The 22,971-nt window shown below is 51.0% G+C and carries 20 protein-coding genes and 1 tRNA gene; 13 read left to right on the forward strand and 8 right to left on the reverse strand.

The features are described 5' to 3' along the window. Positions 1 to 39: 39 nt before the first annotated feature. The 6 genes from E4L36_RS05100 (at position 40) to E4L36_RS05125 (ending at position 6,917) form a co-directional block, all read left to right on the forward strand. Positions 40 to 663 (forward strand): TetR/AcrR family transcriptional regulator, encoded by a 624-nt coding sequence (locus E4L36_RS05100; RefSeq protein ID WP_136679520.1) that lies wholly within the window; start codon positions 40 to 42, stop codon positions 661 to 663. Next, positions 641 to 3,769 (forward strand): MFS transporter, encoded by a 3,129-nt coding sequence (locus E4L36_RS05105; RefSeq protein ID WP_136679522.1) that lies wholly within the window; start codon positions 641 to 643, stop codon positions 3,767 to 3,769. The genes E4L36_RS05100 and E4L36_RS05105 overlap by 23 nt, the downstream gene beginning before the upstream one ends. Before the next feature lie 93 nt (positions 3,770 to 3,862). Continuing rightward, a complete protein-coding gene (apbC, locus tag E4L36_RS05110; protein WP_136679524.1) occupies positions 3,863 to 4,696 on the forward strand; it encodes an iron-sulfur cluster carrier protein ApbC in 834 nt (277 codons plus the stop codon). Positions 4,697 to 4,812: 116 nt separating this feature from the next. Next, on the forward strand, positions 4,813 to 5,379 hold the full coding sequence (dcd, locus tag E4L36_RS05115; RefSeq protein WP_136679526.1) for a dCTP deaminase: 567 nt from the start codon (positions 4,813 to 4,815) through the stop codon (positions 5,377 to 5,379). Further along, positions 5,379 to 6,020: a hypothetical protein gene (locus tag E4L36_RS05120; protein ID WP_136679528.1), complete on the forward strand. Its 642-nt coding sequence runs from the start codon at positions 5,379 to 5,381 to the stop codon at positions 6,018 to 6,020. The genes dcd and E4L36_RS05120 overlap by 1 nt, the downstream gene beginning before the upstream one ends. Before the next feature lie 99 nt (positions 6,021 to 6,119). Beyond that, positions 6,120 to 6,917, forward strand: a complete 798-nt coding sequence (locus E4L36_RS05125; protein ID WP_136679530.1) for a hypothetical protein — start codon at positions 6,120 to 6,122, stop codon at positions 6,915 to 6,917. 59 nt (positions 6,918 to 6,976) lie between these two features. Here the strand turns inward: E4L36_RS05125 and E4L36_RS05130 are convergent, their stop codons facing one another. The 6 genes from E4L36_RS05130 to E4L36_RS05155 form a co-directional block, all read right to left on the reverse strand. Continuing rightward, on the reverse strand, positions 6,977 to 7,678 hold the full coding sequence (locus tag E4L36_RS05130) for a class I SAM-dependent methyltransferase (RefSeq protein WP_136679533.1): 702 nt from the start codon (positions 7,676 to 7,678) through the stop codon (positions 6,977 to 6,979). Positions 7,679 to 7,819: 141 nt separating this feature from the next. Continuing rightward, positions 7,820 to 9,103: a TolC family outer membrane protein gene (locus E4L36_RS05135; protein ID WP_136679535.1), complete on the reverse strand. Its 1,284-nt coding sequence runs from the start codon at positions 9,101 to 9,103 to the stop codon at positions 7,820 to 7,822. Positions 9,104 to 9,114: 11 nt separating this feature from the next. Continuing rightward, a complete protein-coding gene (locus E4L36_RS05140; RefSeq protein ID WP_136679537.1) occupies positions 9,115 to 12,177 on the reverse strand; it encodes an efflux RND transporter permease subunit in 3,063 nt (1,020 codons plus the stop codon). A 5-nt stretch (positions 12,178 to 12,182) separates the two neighbouring features. Continuing rightward, a complete protein-coding gene (locus tag E4L36_RS05145) occupies positions 12,183 to 13,241 on the reverse strand; it encodes an efflux RND transporter periplasmic adaptor subunit (RefSeq protein ID WP_136679539.1) in 1,059 nt (352 codons plus the stop codon). After that, the gene (locus E4L36_RS05150; protein ID WP_169051474.1) at positions 13,225 to 13,854 is read right to left on the reverse strand and encodes a TetR/AcrR family transcriptional regulator; all 630 of its coding nucleotides are present in this window, start codon (positions 13,852 to 13,854) and stop codon (positions 13,225 to 13,227) included. Before E4L36_RS05150 ends, E4L36_RS05145 begins: the two co-directional genes overlap by 17 nt. Positions 13,855 to 14,082: 228 nt before the next feature. Continuing rightward, complete coding sequence (locus tag E4L36_RS05155; protein ID WP_136679543.1) at positions 14,083 to 15,267, reverse strand: pyridoxal phosphate-dependent aminotransferase; 1,185 nt, start codon at positions 15,265 to 15,267, stop codon at positions 14,083 to 14,085. A 278-nt stretch (positions 15,268 to 15,545) separates the two neighbouring features. On the opposite strand from E4L36_RS05155, the gene E4L36_RS05160 reads away from it, so the two are divergent. Beyond that, complete coding sequence (locus tag E4L36_RS05160) at positions 15,546 to 15,806, forward strand: hypothetical protein (protein ID WP_136679544.1); 261 nt, start codon at positions 15,546 to 15,548, stop codon at positions 15,804 to 15,806. A gap of 101 nt (positions 15,807 to 15,907) precedes the next feature. Continuing rightward, positions 15,908 to 17,923: an excinuclease ABC subunit UvrB gene (uvrB, locus tag E4L36_RS05165; RefSeq protein WP_127694078.1), complete on the forward strand. Its 2,016-nt coding sequence runs from the start codon at positions 15,908 to 15,910 to the stop codon at positions 17,921 to 17,923. A gap of 25 nt (positions 17,924 to 17,948) precedes the next feature. Here uvrB and E4L36_RS05170 read toward each other — a convergent pair whose 3' ends face one another. Beyond that, positions 17,949 to 18,395: a hypothetical protein gene (locus E4L36_RS05170; protein ID WP_127694077.1), complete on the reverse strand. Its 447-nt coding sequence runs from the start codon at positions 18,393 to 18,395 to the stop codon at positions 17,949 to 17,951. A gap of 265 nt (positions 18,396 to 18,660) precedes the next feature. On the opposite strand from E4L36_RS05170, the gene E4L36_RS05175 reads away from it, so the two are divergent. From E4L36_RS05175 to E4L36_RS05195, 5 genes are all read left to right on the forward strand, one after another. Next, positions 18,661 to 20,040 (forward strand): cache domain-containing protein, encoded by a 1,380-nt coding sequence (locus E4L36_RS05175; protein WP_136679546.1) that lies wholly within the window; start codon positions 18,661 to 18,663, stop codon positions 20,038 to 20,040. Further along, a complete protein-coding gene (locus E4L36_RS05180; RefSeq protein ID WP_127694075.1) occupies positions 20,018 to 20,656 on the forward strand; it encodes a response regulator transcription factor in 639 nt (212 codons plus the stop codon). The genes E4L36_RS05175 and E4L36_RS05180 overlap by 23 nt, the downstream gene beginning before the upstream one ends. A 68-nt stretch (positions 20,657 to 20,724) precedes the next feature. After that, positions 20,725 to 20,801 (forward strand) — tRNA-Val (locus tag E4L36_RS05185). 149 nt (positions 20,802 to 20,950) lie between these two features. Continuing rightward, positions 20,951 to 21,610, forward strand: a complete 660-nt coding sequence (locus tag E4L36_RS05190; protein WP_136679548.1) for a DUF6538 domain-containing protein — start codon at positions 20,951 to 20,953, stop codon at positions 21,608 to 21,610. A 45-nt stretch (positions 21,611 to 21,655) separates the two neighbouring features. Then, positions 21,656 to 22,594 carry a site-specific integrase gene (locus E4L36_RS05195; protein WP_136679549.1) on the forward strand — a complete coding sequence of 313 codons (939 nt, stop codon included), beginning with the start codon at positions 21,656 to 21,658 and terminating at the stop codon, positions 22,592 to 22,594. Between the two features lie 36 nt (positions 22,595 to 22,630). Here the strand turns inward: E4L36_RS05195 and E4L36_RS05200 are convergent, their stop codons facing one another. Continuing rightward, the gene (locus E4L36_RS05200) at positions 22,631 to 22,819 is read right to left on the reverse strand and encodes a hypothetical protein (protein ID WP_136679551.1); all 189 of its coding nucleotides are present in this window, start codon (positions 22,817 to 22,819) and stop codon (positions 22,631 to 22,633) included. Positions 22,820 to 22,971: the final 152 nt, after the last annotated feature.

A 22,971-nucleotide genomic window follows, 5' to 3' on the forward strand; every position in this document is an offset into this window, starting at 1 on the left:
TTGTTTTTAAACACTGTTCAATTAAGGTGCGTTACTGGTATGGCAAGGCGTAATGATCACTCCCGAGACGAAATTAAAGCGCTCGCTTTGGATGCAGCAGAAGCGTTATTGATCGAGGAGGGCGTTGCTGGTGTATCGGCACGAAAAGTAGCCACCCGGATCGGTTACACCGCAGGTTCGCTGTATCAAGTGTTTGCTAACCTCGATGACCTTTATTGGCAAATTAACTTACGTACGCTGAAGCGTCTCAATAGCGCTCTTTTGCCGCGTCAGAGCCTCGGTGCCGCAGAGCAGTTGGCAGGGCTGGCCAGCGATTACGTCATGTTTGCAAAACAGCACCATGCACTCTGGTCACTGCTGTTTGAACATCGCTCCGCAAGTAGTTGCTCAATGCCTGAGGCTTTAAGTCAGCAGATAGAGCACCTCTTTCAAGAGATCGAAGTACTGTTAGCACGCCTCAACCCTCGTGCTGATTCCGAGCAAGTGCGCTGTGCTGCGCGCGCCGTTTGGGGAGGTGTGCATGGTGTGGCAGTGCTGACCTTGCGAGACAAACTGTTCTTACAGCAAACGACCGCCGAGCAGGCTATTCTCGCCAGCTTAATCGAGAATTTTATCAACGGATGGCAACAGGAGTCGGGTCATGCTAGCACTGCTGCGTATTAACGGGTTTATCGCTTTTTTGGCGGTCGCTTTTATCAATGCATTTGTCGACCTAGGGCATAAAATCATTGTCCAGAATACCCTATTTAAAGCTTATGATGGCCCCGAGCAGGTGATGCTAACGGCGGTTGTTAATGCGCTGATATTGTTGCCTTTTATCGGCTTGTTAACACCCGCAGGCTACCTATCGGACCGCTTCGCGAAACCGTTAGTGATGCGCTGGGCCGCCAGAAGTGCGGTGGCAATCACATTACTGATTACCCTCAGCTACTACCAAGGCTGGTTTGAACTCGCCTTCGGCATGACATTTGTGCTGGCGTTGCAAAGCGCGCTGTACTCTCCTGCAAAGTATGGCTTCATCCGTGACTTGGTAGGCACCGACAATATCAGCGAAGGCAACAGTTGGATGCAGTCGGTGACCATGGTTGCGATTTTGCTCGGGATAGTGAGCTTTTCACTACTCTTTGAAACGCTTTTCGCGGCTTGGCTACCCGCGACAGGTACTTGGGAAACAGCAGCTATCCTACAAACCATCGCCCCGCTCGGTTGGCTGCTGGTGGCCGGTGCACTACTAGAGGCATGGCTGGCGCAGCGCTTGCCGGTGCGCAAACAGCCCAACTCTACAGAGCCTTTCAATTGGGCGGCGTATCGCCGTGGGCAGTTGCTCAAGAAAAACTTACGTTATGTCACAAGCTCTAAGGCGATTTTGCGCTCGGTGCTTGGCTTGGCCTCCTTCTGGACCATTAGCCAGATCATGCTGGCGGTTTTCCCTTCGTATGCGGAGGTGGCGCTAGACGCTAGTAATACCTTCCATATCCAAGGTGCGATGGCGCTGGCGGGAGTGGGCATTATGCTCGGTTCGGTGCTGGCAGGGCGGCTGTCGGCGCACCATATCAACACCGGTCTCATTCCAGCAGGGGCGTTGGGCTTACTGGTGGGTTTAGTATTGTTACCGCAAGCCGGTTCGTTGTTAGAAGCCGGTGGTTATTTCTTACTGATAGGGCTCAGTGGTGCATTGATGACGATACCACTTAACGCGCTGATTCAGTTCCATGCGCCGCAGCAAAAGCTGGGCAAAGTGCTGGCTGGAAACAACTTTTTACAGAATATCGCGATGTTGACCGGCTTGGTGCTTACAGCGGTTTTCTCGCTATTGGAGATGCCCGCGAGTTGGCTGCTGATCATGTTGATCGGCATTGCTGCACTGGTCTTCTTGGTTGCGCTTTGGCTGCTGCCAGAGGCTTTTATTCGCATTCTGGTTGCTGCGCTAATGCGTCAGCGCTATCGCTTAACAGTGCAAGGGTTCCACAATCTGAAGCCGGAAGGCGAAGGGATGTTGCTGCTTGGTAACCATATCAGTTGGTTGGATTGGGCGATGATTCAGATGGCCTGTCCGCGACCGATTCGGTTTGTCATGGAGCGCTCCATCTATGAGCGCTGGTACTTGCGCTGGTTTTTGGATCTGTTCGGCGTGATCCCCATCTCCAAAGGTAAGAGTAGTCGCACATCGCTTGAACAGGTGCAGGCGCTGCTCAAAGCAGGAGAAGTCGTATGCTTGTTTCCTGAGGGGGCGATCAGCTATACGGGCCAGCTTGGTCAGTTTCGCCGCGGCTTTGAGCGCACTGTTGCGGATACAGGGGTGGCTATTGTGCCTTTCTACCTACGTGGCCTGTGGGGCAGCCGCTGGTCCCGTGCGGAGGACACGTTACAAGCGGACCAGCGCACGGGATGGAAGCGAGATGTGATTGTTGCATTTGGCGCGCCTTTATCTGCTGATGCTAAAGCTGAAGACGTTAAGCAAGCGGTCGCCCACTTAGCGGTGGTGGCATGGCAAGCCTATATCGAAAAGCAGCCCGCAATTCCTGAGCTTTTTATCAAGAATATGAAACGCTGGCGAGGTGCGGTAGCGCGTTTTGATCAAGGTGCAAAGCCATTGAATGCCTATCAGCAGCTCGCTGCGGCATTGGTGTTGGCGCAGTATGTTCGTCGTGTTGGCGGTGATCGTATAGCTATTGTGCTGCCGGCAGGCGTTTCGGCTGCGTTGGCCAATATGGCGGCGCTGCTTGCGGGGAAAGTGGTTGTTAATCTAAATCCAACGGCTGACCTAGATGAGTTGAAAAAGCAGGTCGCTGTTAGCGGCGCCGAGGGCGTTATCACGTCGGACTACACGTTAAACCTGCTTGGGCTGAGTGCCTTGCAGCTTAATGCATTCCCAGTGGTGACACTAGAATCGGTGCATGATCAAGCTGGTTGGTTGGGGCGCTCGATAGGTATGTTGGGTGCGGCTTTGTTACCTACTAAGCTGCTGGCGCGTTGGTTTGGTAGCGCTACTGATACGCAAGCGCTTGCGGCTATTACGCTCACTCAACATGCTGACGGTCAGTGGCGATCTGTCGGTTTAAGCCATCAAAATATCGTGGCGAATGTTCGTCAGCTGTTTGACCTTCTCAATCGGCGTGAAGATGAGCGGCTCGCCGGTGTGTTGCCGTTCTCAACGGCTTACGGGTTGCTCACCCATCTGTTTCTGCCTTGGCTGGAGCCGTTATCCGTTGTCTATCAAACGAAATCGCACGAGAGTCTGGCCATAGCTAAAACCATTGCCCGTTATCGCGCTAGTTTGTTTTTTATGACGCCAGATATTACCAAAGCTTTGCTGGGCACTGAGGCTGTTCATCCTGCCATGCTGTCGTCGCTGCGTTTGGTTGTTTGCGGCGGCGGTAAGCTTGATGGCGCCTCACAAGATGCGTTTCTAGCAAGATTCCACAAGCCCGTGTTAGAGGGGTTTGGGTGCGCTGAGGTCGCTGCGGTGGCAACGGTGAATATCCCCGATTATCTGAGTACGCGCTGGTGGAGCGTTCAGCGCGGCACGCTGGTAGGCTCGGTGGGCATGGCGCTGCCTGGCACGGCCGTGCGTATCGAAAAACCTGGTGGTCAACTTGCGATGCCTGAAGAGGTGGGCGAAATCATCGTTGGTGGTGCGCAAGTGAGTCAGCACTGTAATGCCGATGACGCGATATTTATCGAGCAGGGAGTGCGCTGGTTCCGAACGCGGCGAGCAGGTTATTTAGATGCTGATGGCTTTCTGTTTCTAGATGATAGCCAGAGCTAACTAATAGTTGATACAATTACTCAGGTATTTGGTCATTTGGTAAACGGGTGGTCTCACTAAGAGAGGCGTGTTTATCTGATTAGGAGAGAAAAGATGCAATCTTCAGCGCCCGGCTTGGCCGGAGTAAAACATGTTGTTGCAGTCGCTTCCGGTAAGGGCGGTGTTGGCAAATCCACGACAACGGCGAACTTAGCGCTGGCTCTTGCTGCGCAAGGGTATCGAGTTGGGGTTTTAGATGCTGACATCTACGGCCCGAGTATGGGGATGATGCTCGGTATTACTGAGGGCACTCGCCCTGAGCAGATCAGCGAAAACAGCATGATGCCAGTGGAGACCCACGGCCTGAAGGTGATGTCGATCAGCTTGCTGGTGGACGAGAAGACCGCCATGGTATGGCGTGGTCCAATGGCAAGCGGAGCGTTGCAGCAGCTAATTACTCAAACAGTCTGGGGCGAGCTAGATTACTTGCTCATCGATATGCCGCCGGGTACTGGCGATATTCAGCTAACCTTGTCGCAAAAGGTCGCGCTGTCGGGTGCTGTGGTCGTGACCACGCCGCAGGATATCGCGCTGCTTGATGCCAAGAAAGGTATTGAAATGTTCCGTAAAGTAAATATTCCTGTGATTGGTGTGGTGGAAAATATGAGTACTCATATTTGCTCCGCATGTGGCCATGAGGAGCATATTTTTGGCGCTGGTGGTGGTGAGCGTATCGCCCGTGAATACGACACTCGCCAGTTAGGCGCGTTGCCTCTATCGCTTGCCATCCGTGAACAAGCCGATAGCGGAAAACCGACGGTGGTTGCTGATCCACAAAGCGTGTTAGCAGGGCATTACTTAGCGGTCGCCCGCGAAGTTGTTAGCGCACTGGACAGTGCAGCTGAGGCCGCACCTTCCATGCCACAGATCCATGTGGTTGATGACTAACGCTTATTAGCTTTTCACGCGAAAAGATCCGCATTTATTGCCATTTAAATGCGGATTTTTTTTGCCAAAAAGGCTATAATCGCGCGCTTTACTAACCGTCAGTTGCAGGACATTTAATGGGCATTAAATCGGATAGCTGGATTCGCCGTATGGCGCAAGAACATAAGATGATCTCTCCTTTTGAGCCAAACCAAGTGCGCTCAAGCGAACGGGGTGCAATGATCTCTTATGGAACCTCTAGTTATGGCTACGATGTGCGCTGTGCTGATGAGTTCAAAATTTTTACGAATATCAACTCCTCAGTGGTGGATCCGAAAGATTTTGATGAAGGCAGTTTCGTGGATGTGCAGTCGGATGTTTGCATTATCCCGCCAAACTCTTTCGCGCTCGCGCGGACGGTAGAGTATTTCCATATTCCCCGTGATGTCCTAACGATCTGTCTAGGGAAGAGCACCTACGCCCGTTGCGGCATTATCGTCAACGTGACACCGCTTGAGCCAGAGTGGGAAGGCCACGTGACGCTGGAGTTCTCCAACACGACACCATTACCTGCGAAGATCTATGCGAATGAAGGGGTTGCACAGATGCTATTCCTTGGTGCGGATGAGGTGTGTGAAACCTCCTATCGTGACCGTCAGGGCAAGTATCAAGGCCAAACGGGTGTAGTGGTACCACGTACGTAATGATGCAGTCGCGTAAAAACATCGAAGATTTCTGGGCGCATGTCGAGCACACCATCGATCAACTGCTAACCAGCCGTAGTGAAAACCAGTTTGATGCGGATGCATTATTAAGTGGTTATCGTGAAACGCTGCAAAAAATTGATCGCAATTTAACGTTCCACTTCGAAAAAGACGCTGAAGATGGCGCGATTGAGATGATCTTCGGCTGCGATGGCTATCCTGAGTCGATCCACTCGGTACTGAGCTTAGTTGGCGCTGCGCCGAGCCTTGCGGGTATTCAATTTAAGGCCTTTAACCATCGTTACGATCCGATCCCTAGCCATATCAATGTGGCCGATGAGATCTGTGAACTCGATGACTATTGGTACTCCCTGCGCACAATTGATAACAAGCTCCACCTTGCCGTGTATATGCATGATGTTCCGAAAGTACTCGAGATGGATCCGCGCACTGAAGCCGTTATGATCTTCCTTGATGCGCTCATCGGTGAGTATGAGTTGATGACCCGCATCTGGTCGCTTGATTGGATTGAGTTGCCAGTTGATCCGGTTGATTACGGCTTATCACCGCTGAGTGAACTACGCGATTGCTTTGATGGTATGAAGCATGGCGTGGAGCCGATAGGGATCAAAATCCATTAAATGGGTCTAAACTATGTAGCAAGGTGCCGACGTTCGTAGCGCCTTCTGATTATTCACTGGGTATTCTGTTGCTTTTGCCCCTATTGATGAGATAAATCCATGAGTCAAATTCTTTCAAGTATCCTTGAAGGTGTAAGGGACGAATACAAACAGCGGATGGTGCAGGATGCCGCGCTTCCTTTTATGACCGCTGAGCGCCTTTGTCATGAAATGCTCTACCTCGATACCGACCGTATGGCCGAGCTTGTTGAGGAGGAGCCCTCGTTGCTCGCTTCCCGAGCGAGCGATCTGATAGCTGACCCTAAAGAGCGTGGTAACCCATCGGTGGGTGCCATCATCGCCAGTAATTTGGTCATGGTTGCGCTAGAGAACTTGCTGGCAGTGGCGGTCGAGAATGACTGGCTGCGGCTTGATGAAGAGGGTAACGTGATGGTCGATGAGAAAGAGCTCGACCCCACACGCAGCTATCCAATGCTGGCAGATTACAGCCTCTCAAAGCAAGCAACGAGCAATTTGAGCAAACCTGGTGTGGGATTACTGACAGCACGTTTTCGAGCGGCGGAAGAGAGCTTCTTACAAAAGCTGGAAACCGAAGCGCACGATGCTTATCAGTTAGCACTTGAAGTATCCAGCTCCTACTCGGTTTTTGCGCCGGATGATATTGCACCCCTTGTGAAAGAAAACCCACTATTGCTTGGGCTTCGTCCAGATGGTCTGGTGGATGAGGAGCTGTTTTCTGGTGATCCGCCGGCCGGCATGATTATCAGCGGCCACCTAACTAATATTCTGTTGGATCAGTTATTGGAGGTTGCCGAAGAGCATGGTGCGCTGGCTCGGGATGGGGTTGGGCATATGATCATGCCAGAGGGCGATGAAGATAGCCCAGTTATCCACTAAGACAAAAAGCGCCCCATGAAACGAAAACCCAGCATCGTAACAGTGCTGGGTTTTTTTGTTTAGTGGGGCGCTTTTCTCACCACGAAGCGCGCTGCTCGCCCGCTACGAATAGCATCGCGGTGGCAGATCTCAAAGCCACACTCGGTTAACAGCCAAGCTAGATCGTCCGCTGTGTAACGGTTGTGCTCTTGAAACTGGCGAAAGTGAAACGCTCGCTCGGTATCTGATAGCGCTGCGACGGCAGTATCGCGAAGGGCGTGGGGTAGGTAGGACGCGAGCGGTTGGCGCACCATATCGATAACGACCAGTAACCCATCATCAGCAAGCCAGTGATGGCAGGCGAGTAGCGCTGATATCGGTTGTTCTAATTCGTGCAGTAGCATATTTGCCATGATGATATGCTGGGAGCTTGGTTCGATACATTCGCGTTCGGGAGCGTTCAAATCGTCTACGAGTAGGGTGCTATCCATTGGCAATGAAACTTGTTTAGCCAACATGTAGGGTGCGCACTCAATACCGGTCAACTTTACGTGGGGTAACTGCTGCGAGATCGCTTGAAGAAACTGCGCAGTTCCGCAGCCAAGATCAAGTAGCCGCTTGGGAGAGGCGGGTAAGCGCTGTAACACCGCTTGCTGCCAGAAAGTCCAAAAGTCTTCGTTGTGGTGCCGAGCGAAGTTATCAAGTGTACGCTGTGCCGCTTTTTCACCGTTTCCGCCGTGGTGTTCCTCTATTTGGCGCTGACGCTGCTCGAGTGTGATCACAGGTTATCCTCCAACGATAAGTCTCAATATTAGTATTCTCTTATCTGTACGCAGGGTGGTCAACGAGGGATTAAGTCGGTCTTGTCTGAGCACAAAAAAAGCCCGCTCAATGGCGGGCATTTTCGTACAAGTTAATGCGCGCTAGTTGGCGATAAGCCACTCATCCAGTGCGTAGATATCGTCTGGATTCAAGGTGCCAATCTGCTGCTTGAAGGTAAACAGATTAAGCACGTAATCAAAGCGCGCGCTGGCGTAATCACGTTGTGCCGCATAAAGCGCTTGCTCGGCTTGTAGTACGTCAACCACGTTACGTGTGCCAACGTTAAAGCCTTCACTGGTCGCTTTTAAAGCGGCTTCGCTGGAGACGATACTTTGTTGGCGCGCAGCTACGCTCAAAACATTGGTTTTAAGGTCGCGGAGCAGGCTGCGTGTTGTTTGACGCACTGCACGCAGCGTATCTTCTTGAGTTTGCATGCTGGCATCTAGCAGCGCGTAGTTCTGCCGGGAGCGTGAGCTAATCGCTCCTCCTTGATAGAGAGGTACGCTAAGCGTTAGACCGATCTGACTCGTTTCAACATCGTTAAGTGCGTTGGTTTCGCCGTGCGATGCATTGAGATCAACCGTCGGCAGGTGGCCCGCTTTAGCGATCTTCGCGCTGCGGCGCGCAACCTCCACGTTTGACGTGGCAACACGCAATGAGAGGTTATCCTGTAGCGCTTTCTTGAGCCATGGTTGTGGCTCTGCTGGGCTCAGTGCTTGTATCGGATAGTCCGCTGCTAGCTGATCAAGGTTATCAACCGGCTCACCAATGAGGCGTTCCAGTGCTTCATAGCTGTTGTCTAAAGCACCCTCTGCTTCGATCTGTGAAACACGTGCATTATCGTATGATGCCTGCGCTTCATGGACATCTGTGATAGCGATTAAACCTACGTCAAACTGCGCGTTAACCTGGTCGAGGCGGCGTTTGATTGCGCGTACTTGCGCTTGGGCGGTATCCAAGTTGCTTTGTGCACGAAGTACGTTTAGATAACTCTCGATGGTGCGCAAAATCAACGCTTGCTGGGCTTGATCAAGGCGTAGCTGAGCCTGCTCGTCCAGCACCTTGCCCTGTTGATAAGTTTGCCACTTAGCTGCCGAGAAAACCGGCTGAACTAAACTGACCGTGTAACCATTTGTATTGTAAGAGTCGTTCTCACCGTCGACGTAGCCCGTTTTGGCTTCGGCATTAACAACGGGGAGTAAGTTTGCTTTTGCTTGCGGCAATGCTTCTTTATCGGCGCGATAGTTTGCTTGGGCCGCTTTTAATTGCGGATCATTATTGAGCGCCTTGCGGTAGATCTCTTCAAGAGAGCCCGCTTGAGCAGCGGCAGAGCTGCATAGCCCTGCAACCAGCGCAACACGTATTGCATGTGAGATCAATTTCATCAATCTAGTCCTTACTTAAGTGTTTCCGCGTATTCTTGTTCGATCGTATTGGGGCGGCGTTTACCCAAGAAACTATACACCGTTGGGATGACAAACAGTGTAATTAGCGTACCAAACAGCATACCGCCGACGATAACCCAGCCAATCTGCTGGCGTGATTCAGCACCGGCACCCGCTGCTAGCGCAAGTGGCAGCGCGCCAAGTACCGTTGCACCTGTGGTCATCAGAATAGGGCGTAAACGCAGTGTTGCAGCTTCGGTAATCGCCTCGAAGTGTGAACGTCCTTGCTCCTGTAGCTGGTTCGCAAACTCCACAATCAGAATACCATGTTTTGCAATCAAGCCGATGAGCGTGATGATACCAATTTGGCTGTAGATACTGATACTGCCGCCTGTACTTTGCAGTGCAAAGAGCGCGCCCAAAACCGCCGGTGGTACCGAGAGCAAGATAATAAACGGTGCTTTGAAGCTCTCGAACTGAGCTGCCAAAACAAGGAAGATAAAGATCAGTGCCATCGTGAAGGTGAGCTGCAGGCTCGATGTTGAATCTTTAAACTCACGTGACTGGCCACCGTAGTCTGCAGTGGCTTCTGGCGCTACTTCGGTTAGGGTCTGATCTAAGAAATCCAGCGCTTCACCCAAGCTATAGCCCGGTGCAATCATCGCTTGGATCTTCACCGCCTTCACCTTATCAAAGTGGTTCAGCTCACGCGGTGCTACGGTTTCACGTACGGTGGTCAGGTTAGACAGCTGGATCATGTCGCCCGAATCACTGCGCACATAGAGGCTTGATAGATCGCTTGGGTTGTTCCGCTCTTGCGCATCAACCTGCACGATCACATCGTACTGATCCCCCTCCTTTTTAAAGCGAGTGACATCACGACCTGCGATATAGCTTTCCAGTGTGCGGCCAATACGCTCAACAGGTACTCCCACCTCGGACGCTTTGTTACGGTCAATATCGATCTGTAGCTCCGGCTTGTTGAGCTTCAAATCCGTATCAGGTTGAACAAACATCGGGTTTTGGTAAACCTTAGCCATCACCTTGTCTTGAATGGCCTTAAGATCATCATAGGTGCCATTTGACTTGATAATGAACTCCACCGGACGAGAGATAATACTCTGGCCGAGCGATGGAAGATCCATTGCAAACGTCATGTTCCCCGTGACTCCACCAAACAACTGTGGTGTTAAACCGGCGGTAATTTCTTGCTGTCTGCGCTCACGTTCGGCCCAGTCTTTTAGGCCAATAAAGGTGAGTGAGTTTGTCTCAGAAGGGAAGCCCACCACGGTGAAGAAGCGGTCTTTCTCCTCCAGTTGCGATACGACGCCCTCAACGGCTTTCGAGTAGCGGTCAACATAGTCAACAGACGAACCGTCTGGGTTGATAGAGAACGACATAATCGTGCCGCGATCTTCTGTTGGCGCCAGCTCTTGTGGCAGCTGCTGGTAATAGAACCAGACACCATAGGAGCTTGCGCCCATAATCAGAATCGCCAGCAGGGCGCTACGCAGTACCTTCTCAAGTAGGAAGCGGTAGCCGTTGGTGATGGCGTTGAGGAACGCCTCAATCATGTTGAAGATCGCGGAGTGCTTCTTCTCATGCTTGAGCATCTTAGAGCTCATCATCGGCGATAAGGTGAGAGCGACAAAACCTGAAATTAGCACCGCGCCTGCCAGTGTAATAGCAAATTCGGTGAAGAGCTTGCCGGTGCGCCCGGGTGTCAGTGCCACAGGGACATACACCGCAACCAAAGTTAATGTTGTTGCGATAATCGCAAAGCCGACTTCGCGGCTGCCGATAAAGGCGGCTTTTACCGGAGATAATCCCTCTTCAACATGGCGATAGATGTTCTCTAGCATAACGATGGCGTCGTCGACCACCAAGCCGATAGCGAGCACCATCGCTAACAGTGTTAGCGTATTAACGGAGTAATCCAACACGTACATGATTGCAAAGGCACCGACCAATGATAACGGAATCGTCACCACCGGAATCAGTGTTGCACGCAGGTTACGCAGGAAGAAAAAGATCACCACGACCACCAGAATCCCGGCTTCGATCAGTGTTTTAAATACCGAGTCGATAGATGCTTGGATAAAAATCGATGAGTCGTAGGCGATGGCAACACGCATCCCCTCTGGAAGAATGCTCTCAATGCGCTTCATCTCCTCTTTGACGCCATTAGAGACATCAAGAGGGTTGGCTGTTGATTGTTTAACAACACCCAAAGCCACCGCAGTTTCGCCGTTGAAGCGACCGATGACACGCTCTGATTCAGGAGCAATCTCCACGCGCGCAATATCGCGGATACGAATAGGATAGTTAGCATCGTTGCGAACAATCACGTTTTCGAACTCAGCAACATCGTTAAGGTCGCTGTTGGTCAGCACGCTAAACTCGCGCTGGGTGCTTTCGATACGGCCAGCGGGTACCTCCAAGTTCTGCGCGCGCAGTGCGGCTTCCACATCGCTGGGCGTGATCTCGTAGGAGGTTAGACGGTCTGGATCAAGCCAGATGCGCATCGAGTAGCGGCGCTCACCGGCAACAAAGACGCTAGCAACGCCAGATACGGTTTGCAGCGGATCTTTTACGCGCTTGTCCGCAAACGCAGAGACTTCCATGGGGGAGTGGCGATCGGAAGAGAAGGCGAGCCAGATAATCGGTTGCGCGTCGGCTTCAGATTTGGCGACGATAGGTTCATCGATGTCATCTGGCAGAGCACCACGCACTCGGCCCACACGGTCACGCACGTCACTGGCCGCGGAGTCAGGGTCGCGATCGAGCTTAAAGTTGATCGTGATCTGGCTGCTCTCCGAGCGACTAATAGAGGTCATAAAGTCGATCCCTTCGATACCTGAAAGGGAGTCCTCGATGATCTGCGTAACTTGGGTTTCTATAATACTGGCGCTGGCGCCTGGGTAGTTGGTCTCTACGGTGATGACGGGAACGTCGATCTTTGGATATTCCCGTACCGTGAGACGGTCATAAGCGATTATCCCGACCAGCAAGAGCATAAGGCTCATGACGGTCGCAAGGACAGGGCGCTTAACACTGATATCAGACAAAACCATAGCGATTAGCCTTCCTGTTTAGCCGGCTGTGGAAAAATAGGGGTGATCGGCATACCCGGGCGCAATTTGATATGGCCTGCTGTGACGATGACATCATCTGCATTCAGCCCTGAGATCACTTGCACTTTGGCGTCTTTACGGACACCGAGCTGCACCGGCACCATACCCACAGTGTTGTTCTCATCTACCTTCATCACCAAAAAAGTGTTGTTGTTGGGAATGATCGCCTCCTCGGGTACGAGAAGTGCTTGGTCATCGGTTCCTAGCAGCACTTTGATCTTGCTGAACAGGCCGGGGCGTAATTTACCGCTGCTGTTCTCAATGCGTGCCTTCACTTTAATGCTATGGCTACGTGGGTCGATCAGTGGTGAGATCGTATAGATTTCGCCGCTAAACGTTTCATTGGGGTAGGCAGGGATTTGCAAATTGATCTGCTGGCCTTTGCTAATCTGGCTTAGCGCGATCTCCGGCAAACTAAACTCCACCTTCATCTTGCTGATATCAGCCAACTCAACGAGATCTTGGCCTGCGGTCACATAATCACCGGGGGACACGCTGCGCAGTGCGATGACGCCGTCAAAGGGGGCTTTGATGCGCATTTTTGCCAGCTGTGTTTGGGCAACTTGCAATTGCGCTTCATTCACGCGCAGTTGAGCCAGTGCGGTATCACGTTCGGTTGCAGAGCCAACTCGTTTTTTGAGGAGTTGGTCGGCGCGTTTGTATTCGCTTTGGCTTAGGCTAACGCGTGCGCGCGCTTCGGCCACCGCCGCACGATAGGTTGACGCTTCCAGCTCAAAGAGGGTGTCGCCCGCTTTAACTGATTGGCTCTCCTCAAAGAGCACCTTTTCGATCACGCCATTTTGCTCTGGACGAATGACTGCACTCTCCCAAGCTTCAAGCTTGCCGACAGCGCGTAGCTCGCTGGTTAACGTGCTTTGCGCAACCTTGATGACTTCAGCTGGCAGCCCTTGGGGCTTGCCTTCAGCGGCCGCCATCATGGAACTTGAACTGATCATCAAAGCGGCGATCCCTGCTTTGATAAAACGATTATGACGGGCTTTCATCCGCTGTCTCCTGTTGTTTTGGCGGTAAAATATGATTCCAATAAAGCTCGATGGTCTCACGCATTGGGGTTGCGGTGTTTTCAACCTTCACGCGCAGAAGTGCTCCTTGCCAGCTATCCCAAAAAGCGCACGCTAGCGTTCTGGCATCGATATCCGATCGAATATCGCCATCGCGCTGTGCCTCTTCGAAGTCGCCGGTGATGGCATCAAGTATCTGTTGAATATAGGTGCGAATTGTTGCGTTAAAGCTAGAGTCGCAATCCCCCAGTTCACCTGTGAGGTTGGCAAGCAGGCAGCCGTAGTGGTCTGCGTTTTGCTCACGCATCTGGATTTTTTGCTCCAAGATGATGCGCATCTTGGCAAAGATGCGCCCTTCTACGCGGTTAAACTCTTGCTCCCATTTCTCCCACTCGGCTTGGTGGTAGTGGTCGAGGATTTCGATAGCAAACTGCTCTTTACTACCGAAGAAGTTGTAAAACGAGCCTTTCGATACCTGACACTCCTTTAGAATGGTGGCTAAGCCTGTGGCGTGATAACCCTGGCGGCTAAATAAGTCGAAGCCTTTCGCGAGGATATCCTCGCGGCTATGTGCAGCTTTTCTGCCTTGTACCATTTTAACTAGACCGGTCGTGCTAAAAAAGAGCATTATAATGATGTGTGCCTTTTTTGAGCAATAGCTATTACGTAAAGATTTGTTACGTGATGGAGAAGTGTCATCACGAATAGAGTTGAACGAGAGGTTGCTCTAGTTCAGTTATTAACCTACGTAGAGCAGCGGTGTTCGGAGCAGATACTGCTATAAAAAGCCGAGCATGTGCTCGGCTTGTTTGGGGAGGTAGCGTTACGCGAGAGCGTTCTTGATGCGGCTGATCGCATCTTCGAGGGTGCTCAGGCCCGTGGCAAAAGAAAGGCGCATGTTGCCCGGTGCACCAAAAGCTGAACCCGGTACAAGGGCCACACCTGCTTCGTTGAGTAGAAACTCGGCCAGTTCAATATCGTCATTGAAGCGAGAATCGCTCTCGATCACTGCTGCGAAGCTTGGGAAAGCGTAGAAAGTACCGTCGGCAGGGATGCACTCCACACCTTCAATATCATTCAGCGCGTTGACGACAAACTCGTGGCGCTCTTTGAACGAGACCACCATCTTCTCAACACACTCTAAACCACCCTCAAGTGCAGCTTGTGCCGCCGCTTGCGAGATAGATGATGGGTTGGACGTGCTCTGAGATTGCACTTTTTTCATCGCACCAATCAGCTTTGCAGGGCCGGCCGCGTAGCCGATACGCCAGCCTGTCATTGAGTAAGCTTTAGAAACACCATTCAACACGATCGTGCGGTCGTAGAGCTCTGGGCACGCATTAAGAATGTTGCAAAACGGCTGGTCGTTAAAGCGGATATGCTCATACATATCATCGCTGGCCACCAAAACATTCGGGAAGCGCTGCAGTACTTCACCTAACGCTGCTAGCTCTTCGTGCGTGTAAGCGACACCGGTTGGGTTAGATGGACTATTAAGCACAACTAAGCGCGTACGGTGTGTGATAGCTTCTTCAAGTTGTTCAGGTGTGATCTTGAAACGGTTAGCTTGGGTGGTGGTAATAATGACTGGCTTGCCATCGGCTACAAGTACCATATCGGGGTAAGACACCCAAAATGGCGCAGGGATGATGACTTCGTCGCCTTCATTGAGTAGCGCCAGCGCAAGATTGAAAAAGCTCTGCTTTCCGCCGCTAGAAACCAAAATTTGGTTCGCTTCGTATGAGAGATTATTTTCGGTTTGGAACTTGTTAATAATCGCTTTTTTCAGACCGGGGGTGCCATCAACTGCGGTGTATTTGGTCATGCCATTATCAATGGCGTTTACTGCAGCGTCCTTGATGTGTTCCGGCGTGTCGAAATCGGGTTCGCCAGCGCCGAGGCCAATAATATCGTTACCAGCCGCACGAAGTTCTGCTGCACGGTTTGTTACAGCAAGTGTTGGCGATGGTTTGATACGGTTAACACGGTCTGAAAGTTGAACGTCCAAGTCTAAATCCTCATAAAAGAATGGATTGCGTAGGCGCTTAAAGACCAAAGAGTGTCCGTGACAGCGAACAGGAAAGGTTGTCTCTTTAAGCTGGCCAATTATACAGAAAAGATATGACTGCTGCACCGCAGAATCGCAGTTGTTTTTTATGCAAGAGGTGCGGCAACTATTATATGTTGTTGGAAATAATTATAATTCTCATGTTTTGAGCTGCCTGAGTGAGGCTGTGCTTGTAACGAAAAGGAGAGGGTGTGCCACAACACCTATAAGAGGGATTAATGAATCGACTTGCATCAAGTGCGCGCGTGCCGCGTTCGACATGGGAAAAGAACTTAGCGTGGCTGCGTAAACGCCACGGTATAAAAGCCAACCTGATGTGTTTTTTGAGTAATTTGGGCGCGTTTTACGTAGTGAATGAGCTGTTGTATCTGCTTGATTACGAGAGAATGCAGCCACTAACCGGTTTTACGTTCGCTTTGTTCTACACAGCGATGACGTATTTTGCCCTGCCACTTTTGGCGGAGCGGGCCAAGACTTAGTTATCAACATACCACCGCCATCAACAGGTTAAGTGGTCAGCGCGGAGTCATCATCGTTATACTGTTCGATTCTTCCGCGATCATTGAGGTAGTCAGCAGATATGAAGCAGCGTTTCAAGGTTAACTCGCCGTTTGCCCCCGCAGGTGATCAGCCCACGGCAATAAAAGGCTTGGTAGAGGGCATCGATGCGGGTTTAGCCGCGCAAACCTTGCTCGGTGTGACTGGCTCGGGCAAGACCTTTACGATAGCGAATGTGATTGCTGCAGCGCAGCGCCCAACGATTATCCTTGCCCACAATAAGACGCTGGCGGCGCAGCTTTATGGCGAGTTTCGGGAGTTCTTTCCCGATAATGCGGTGGAGTATTTTGTCTCCTACTATGATTACTACCAGCCGGAAGCTTATGTTCCTGCTTCGGACACCTTTATCGAGAAAGACGCCTCCATCAACGACCACATCGAGCAGATGCGGCTCTCGGCAACCAAAGCACTGCTAGAGCGCGATGATGCGATTATTGTTGCGACGGTGTCAGCGATCTATGGTTTGGGTGATCCGCAATCCTATCTATCGATGATGTTGCACCTTGATCGCGGTGAAGAGACCGATCAGCGTCAGATTTTGCGTCGTCTGGCTGAGCTGCAGTACACCCGCAATGATATTGAACTCCATCGTGGTACCTATCGTGTGCGCGGAGATGTGATTGATGTCTTCCCGGCCGAATCTGAGCGCGAGGCAGTACGTATTGAGCTGTTCGATGACGAAGTAGAAAACCTCAGCTATTTTGATCCGCTAACCGGTGAGGTGTTGCGCCAAGTACCACGCACCACCATCTATCCAAAAACGCACTATGTTACCCCGCGGGATATATTGGTGGGCGCGGTTGATAAGATTAAAGTTGAGCTGGCAGAGCGATTAGAACAGCTTAAAAAAGCCAATAAACTCGTGGAGTTACAGCGGCTTGAACAGCGCACCATGTATGACATGGAGATGATCATGGAGCTAGGCTACTGCTCTGGGATCGAGAACTACTCGCGGTATCTCTCTGGCCGCGACTCCGGCGATGCGCCACCAACGCTCTTCGATTATCTGCCTGACGATGCATTGGTTGTGATCGATGAATCCCATGTGACGATTCCTCAATTAGGTGCCATGTATAAAGGCGACCGCTCCCGTAAAGAGACGCTGGTGGAGTATGGCTTCCGCCTGCCATCTGCACTCGATAACCGCCCCTTAAAGTTTGAGGAATGGGAAGCACTCGCACCGCAGATGATCTTTGTTTCGGCAACGCCTAGTAAGTATGAAGCCGCGAACGCTGGACAGGTGGTCGAACAGGTTGTACGCCCGACAGGTTTGCTTGATCCGGTGGTGGATATCAAACCTGCCTCCACCCAAGTGGATGATCTGCTCACAGAAATCCAAGATATGGTAAGCAAGAAACTGCGCACCGTGGTGACCGTGTTGACCAAACGGATGGCTGAAGATTTAACCGAGTACCTCGCCGAACATGGCGTTAAAGTGCGCTATCTACACTCAGATATCGATACCGTTGAGCGCGTTGAGATTATTCGTGATCTGCGTATTGGTGAGTTCGATGTACTGGTAGGTATCAACCTGCTGCGTGAGGGTATCGATATGCCGGAGGTGGGGCTGGTGGCTATCCTAGATGCCGACAAAGAGGGCTTCCTGCGCTCTGAAACCTCATTGATCCAGACCATTGGCCGCGCCGCACGAAACGTGAATGGCCGAGCGATTCTTTACGCGGATCGCGTTACGGGTTCGATGCAACGCGCCCTCGATGAGACCGAGCGCCGCCGTGAGAAGCAGATGGCGCACAATGAAAAGCATGGCATCACGCCAAAAGGTATCGTCAAATCGATTGCCGATATTATGGAAGGTGCGACAACGGTACCGGGACGTAAGGCGGCACGTACCGCTAAGAAAGCGGCGGATAAAGCGGGCGATTATCAAGTGGATGCGGCAACGCTATCGACCAAAGAGTTGATGAAGGCGATGAGCCAGTTGGAAGACAAAATGTATGAAGCGGCGAAAAACTTAGAGTTTGAACTGGCTGCCAAGTACCGCGATGAGCTAGAGCGCTTAAAGCACGCTGCCACATAAATTAGCAAGCTATAAAGCGTGCGACTTAACGGTGGGTAATGGAGTTAAGACCCGGAAAGTCGTGCGCGTATAAAACAATCCACTCTGCAGCGGCTGCTTCTGCGGATAGTTTGCGGCCCTCATTGCATTCGATATCACGTCGGTACTGCTCGATATGGCAGATCTGTTCGGCCATTCGTGCCGAGTAAGCGATCTCATCACCATCAAACACGATGCCGGTTGTGAAGCTCCCATCAGGCTCGGGAATGCACCATGCAACTTTTCCCACAGCGCTAAAATAGGGCTGGCTGACCTTGATGCACACTTTGAGGTGTTTGCCCGATGCGTAGAAGCGTTGGGTGGTGAAGCTGATGCCTACATGGTTATCGGCAAGCGCTTCTTTTGAGGTGATAGCTGGGGCGGCAGATGCTGATACGTCAGCTGGAATCTGCTGGGGGTGCCGTATATAGCCTTGGGTGAGACCCGCATTCATGCCTAGTTACCTAATCTGTAACCCTAACCACAGTATAGCGGGTGTGGCGAACTACAGAACAATCGATTGGTTACGTTTTACACAGCGTACTTATAAGCTTAATCGGCGCAGACTGCAAACAACTTTAGTTATAGATTTATCAAATCAAACGTTGAAGTTAGAATGCCGATAGGCGAGAGTGGGTGCACTGATAAATCCTCGGTGTGTGAGTTGCGCTTTACCCCTGCGCCATATTGCATCGTATAGCTAACTGAGAGACCCTCAAATGCCGCTAAAAATCAAAGTATTAGCGATGGCTATCATCCCGCTGATCTTTGTCACAGCGACGATAACATACGTCAACCTTAAGCAGGCCAGAGAGCTTGCAGCAACGCAGATTCAAACCTTTGAAGAGAACCTACTCGCATCAAAGCGTTCCGAGCTGCAAAACTACATGGACTTGGCGATGACATCGCTATCGCCAGTGCTTTCAGCAACCTGGATGCACGAATTAGAAGCCCAGCAAGAGGTGCTGCGTATCCTGCGTGGCCTTACATTTGGTGATAACGGCTACTTTTTTGTCTACGACGCTCAAGGCGTCAACCTCATGCACCCGACACTTCCCGAGCTTGAAGGCAAAGCCCTCTATAACCTGCGTGATGTCGCCGGTGATTATGTTATCCGCGATCTACTCAGTGTGGCGAAAGAGGGTGGTTATCATCGTTATATGTGGCACAAACCCACTGATGGCGGGGCGGTTGATAAACTGGCGTTTGTGGTCACATTGCCGCGCTGGGGGTGGATGATTGGCACTGGGCTATATGTTGACGATATCGCCGCAGATGTGACCAAAGCGCGCGAAGAGGTTACGCACAATATCCACAGCGCTTTCTTCTCTGTCATTCTAGTGGCCGCGTTATCCATTGTTATTATTGTCACGGTGGGCGTGGCGTTTAACCTGCACGAGAGTCGGATTGCGAGCCGTCGCATCCGTCAACTGGCTCACAAGTCCGTACAATTTCAGGTGAATCAGCGCCGCCACTTTGCGCGGGAACTGCACGATGGCATCAACCAGCTCATGGTATCGGCTAAGTTTCGGATGGAGCTGGCCATGCGCAAGCTGGGCCAAGCAGCAAACCCTGCGCACCAAGAGATCGACAAAGCGCTTGAGATACTTAATCTCGCAATTCAAGAGGTACGCCGAGTATCCCACGATCTGCGGCCCAGCCTACTGGATGATATGGGGCTAGCATCAGCGCTTAATAGCTTGCTGCTTGAGTATCGCGAGCGCACCGGCTGGGTGATCAAAACGAATATGCAGCTACCGGATGAGCGCCTGCCCGAAGATATCGAAATTACCTTGTATCGCACGATTCAAGAAGCGCTGCACAATGCAGAGAAACACGCTGAAGCGACAGCGGTGAACCTGCGCATTTGGGAGAAAGAGGGCGATATCTACACCTGCGTGGCTGACAATGGGTGCGGCTTCATCACGCCCGTGGCAGAGGAGTGCGGTATTGGGCTACTAAATATGACCGACCGCATTGAACTGCTGAGCGGAGAGCTTACTATTAAATCAGAACAGGGCAGTGGGACGACTATTTTAGTCCGGCTGCCACTCGAACAGTATTTGGGGAGAGAGCATGATCGACGTGTTGTTAGTTGATGACCACCCGTTAGTACGCGACGGAATCAATGCCTGCTTAAGTGACCACCCGTCGATTAACGTGATTGGCCAAGCCTCTAACGGGCTCGAAGCCCTATCAGTTGCCGAGAGTGAGCAACCTGATGTGGTGTTGATGGATGTCTCTATGCCGGTCATGAGCGGTCTAGAGGCCTCTAAAGAGCTGCGTTTGCGCTTCCCGGCTATGAAAATCCTGATCTTATCGATGCACGAAAACCGTGAATACATTATGCAGTTGATGCAATCAGGCGCGGCGGGGTATGTGCTGAAAGATGTGTCTTCTGATGAGTTGATCAAAGCAATTGAGCTAGTCTACCAAGGCGGCAGTTACTTCTGCCCCAAAGCCACCGAAACGCTACTCGATGAAACTCAAACCAAAACGCAGCCAACCAATGGCCGCCGCGATCAGCTCACCAAGCGTGAAGAGATGGTGCTGCGCCTGCTGGCCGAAGGCGGTAGTAACAAAGAGATCGCCCGCAGCTTAGACATCTCAGTACGTACTGTAGAGACCCACCGCCAGAACATTAAGCAGAAGCTCAATATCCACACAGCCGCAGGCCTAACCAAGTTTGCGATAGAGCACGGAATAATTGATTAGACCGCCAAAAAAGTGTGAAAAAACGGTTGCGCTGCAACCGCGCATCTCTATAATACGCACCACACTTTAGGACTATAGCTCAGTTGGTTAGAGCGCTACCTTGACATGGTAGAGGTCGGCAGTTCGAATCTGCCTAGTCCTACCACTTCTCTTAAGTTATTGTTTCTTAATAACTTCTTCTGATTTCAAAGACTTACTGAACCCAGCATAATTGCAACTGGTACAAAACACTGGTACAAAGCCGCGTTCAAATCAGTTGCTTCACGTACAACGTGGAGTTTGGAAATGGGTTGTATGGCATCTCCTTGGAAACATCCTGACAGTGGCATCTACTATCTACGCGTAGGTGTTCCTAAAGACATCCGTGATCAGATCGGTAAGTCTGTAATCAAATATTCACTTTTCACCCGTGACCTGATAGAAGCTAAGCGTCTCTTCGCGTCTGGCTATGCTGACACTCAGGCTCTCTTTCAGCAGGCTAGAGATAAGGTCACGTTGAGCACTAAAGACATCGAAGCGTTAGCACAGAGGTGGCTTCAGACTACTGTTGATGACATGGAAGATGTTGGCGACTTTGAAAACTACCTTGTCGGTTTTGATACTGAGGGATATGCAGATGCCAGTTCCTTCATAGCTGATGCTCTGGAAGGAGGATATAAATCCCAACTGAGAATGGTGCAATCTCATGTGGATATGATTCTTGAAGAAAACAATGTACTTCTGACTGAAGGTAGTGATGAGTATAGAGCTTTAACTGAACGTATCTGCTGGCGGTTTATGGAGCTATCCAAGATAGCTGAGGATCGCTTCTATGGAAACTGGAAGTCTTCGCCAGAGCTGGCACCAAGACTCTCTGAGCATCGCCTGAGTACGGAAAAGGCAACGCAGGACTACAAACCTCTCAAAGAGATCATTGAATCTTTTACTAAGTACAAAACAGATCGTGGTGAGTGAGCAGGTAAGACTCTGCGTGATCCTGTTGGGGTCTATGAACAATTCATGGAGTTCATTGGTGCTGATGTTGATCCAAGTACTATTACCCGTGAACAGCTCAGAGACTTCATTGCACTGCTGCACCAGTTACCCCAGCGCTACACAATTATTCCAAGGCTCAAAGATAAGTCACTGGATGAACTGGTCGAGATTGCTGCAGAGGAAGAGCTGCCCCTGTTGTCTCCGACTACTGTTAAGAAGAAGTTTGTATTTATCAATTCCCTGTTCAGTCACGCTGAGCAAGAAGAATGGATCGACAAGAACAGGGCTGCAGGTATTACCGTTCAAAAGGGCAAGAGCAAGCAACGAGTGCCATATAGACCTGAAGAGCTGCAGGCTATCTTTGACGAGACTCAGGGGGCTGAGCGTCCTTCTGACTACTGGTGCCCTCGTATCTCCCTTACTACAGGCATGCGCTCAAATGAAATCTTGCAGCTTACGAAGGCTGACGTTAAGCAAGCTGGTGATGTCTGGTATCTGGATGTGAACACTGAGCTAGATACTGAAACAGGTGAGGATAAGAAAGCCGAGACAGCCAACAGTCAACGCAAGATACCTGTCCCACAGGTGCTGATAGACGCTGGTTTTTTGGAGTACGTCCAGAGTGTTGATAATGGTCGATTGTTCCCCTGTGTGGCTCTAGCGGCTGCCGATGGTACATACTCGTTCACCTACAGCAAACGGTTTAATCCGATGCTTAAACGCTTGGGGCTCAAGCCTAAAACAGATGAGCAGATCATCAGAGACTTCCACAGTTTCAGGCATACCTTCCGTGCCAATGCTAGGGCTTACGAGATCAGTAAAGAGAATGCTGAGCTGCTTGGTGGTTGGAAGAGCCAGAAGGAACGGACAGCCGGAGATAACTACGGGCTGCACTACGAGTCATTCATGGTCGAGCTAAGGGATAACATAAACAAGATCGACTACTCAGAGATTACTTTGTAGCTTGAAAACAATAGGGAGGCCTCGAGCCTCCTTTAATTACGTATACTTGATAGCAAAAACCACGTTATCACCGAAGTCGCTGGCATCACCTGAGTACTGAGATATTGCGTATTCGCCGTCATCAAGTTGAGAGTTCCAGCTAACTTGTCTGTATCCGCGACTTAATAACTCCTGCTCACGTTGATCAACTTCATATTGAGTTAATCCGTTTTCCGTGTGTTGCATTTCCTTAGCTCCTTGAATGTTGGAGATGACATCGTAACTTGAAAACAATAGGAGGCGCTATGCCTCCCAAACTTTCATATCCCTATGTACCTTGCTGCTCTGCAAATATTACCAGCGTGGTCATCTTGTTCAATCAGCGCTTCTTTCATTCA

It is taken from the genome of Neptunomonas sp. XY-337 (assembly GCF_004959845.1).
GTDB classification, from domain to species: Bacteria; Pseudomonadota; Gammaproteobacteria; order Pseudomonadales; family Balneatricaceae; genus Neptunomonas; species Neptunomonas marina.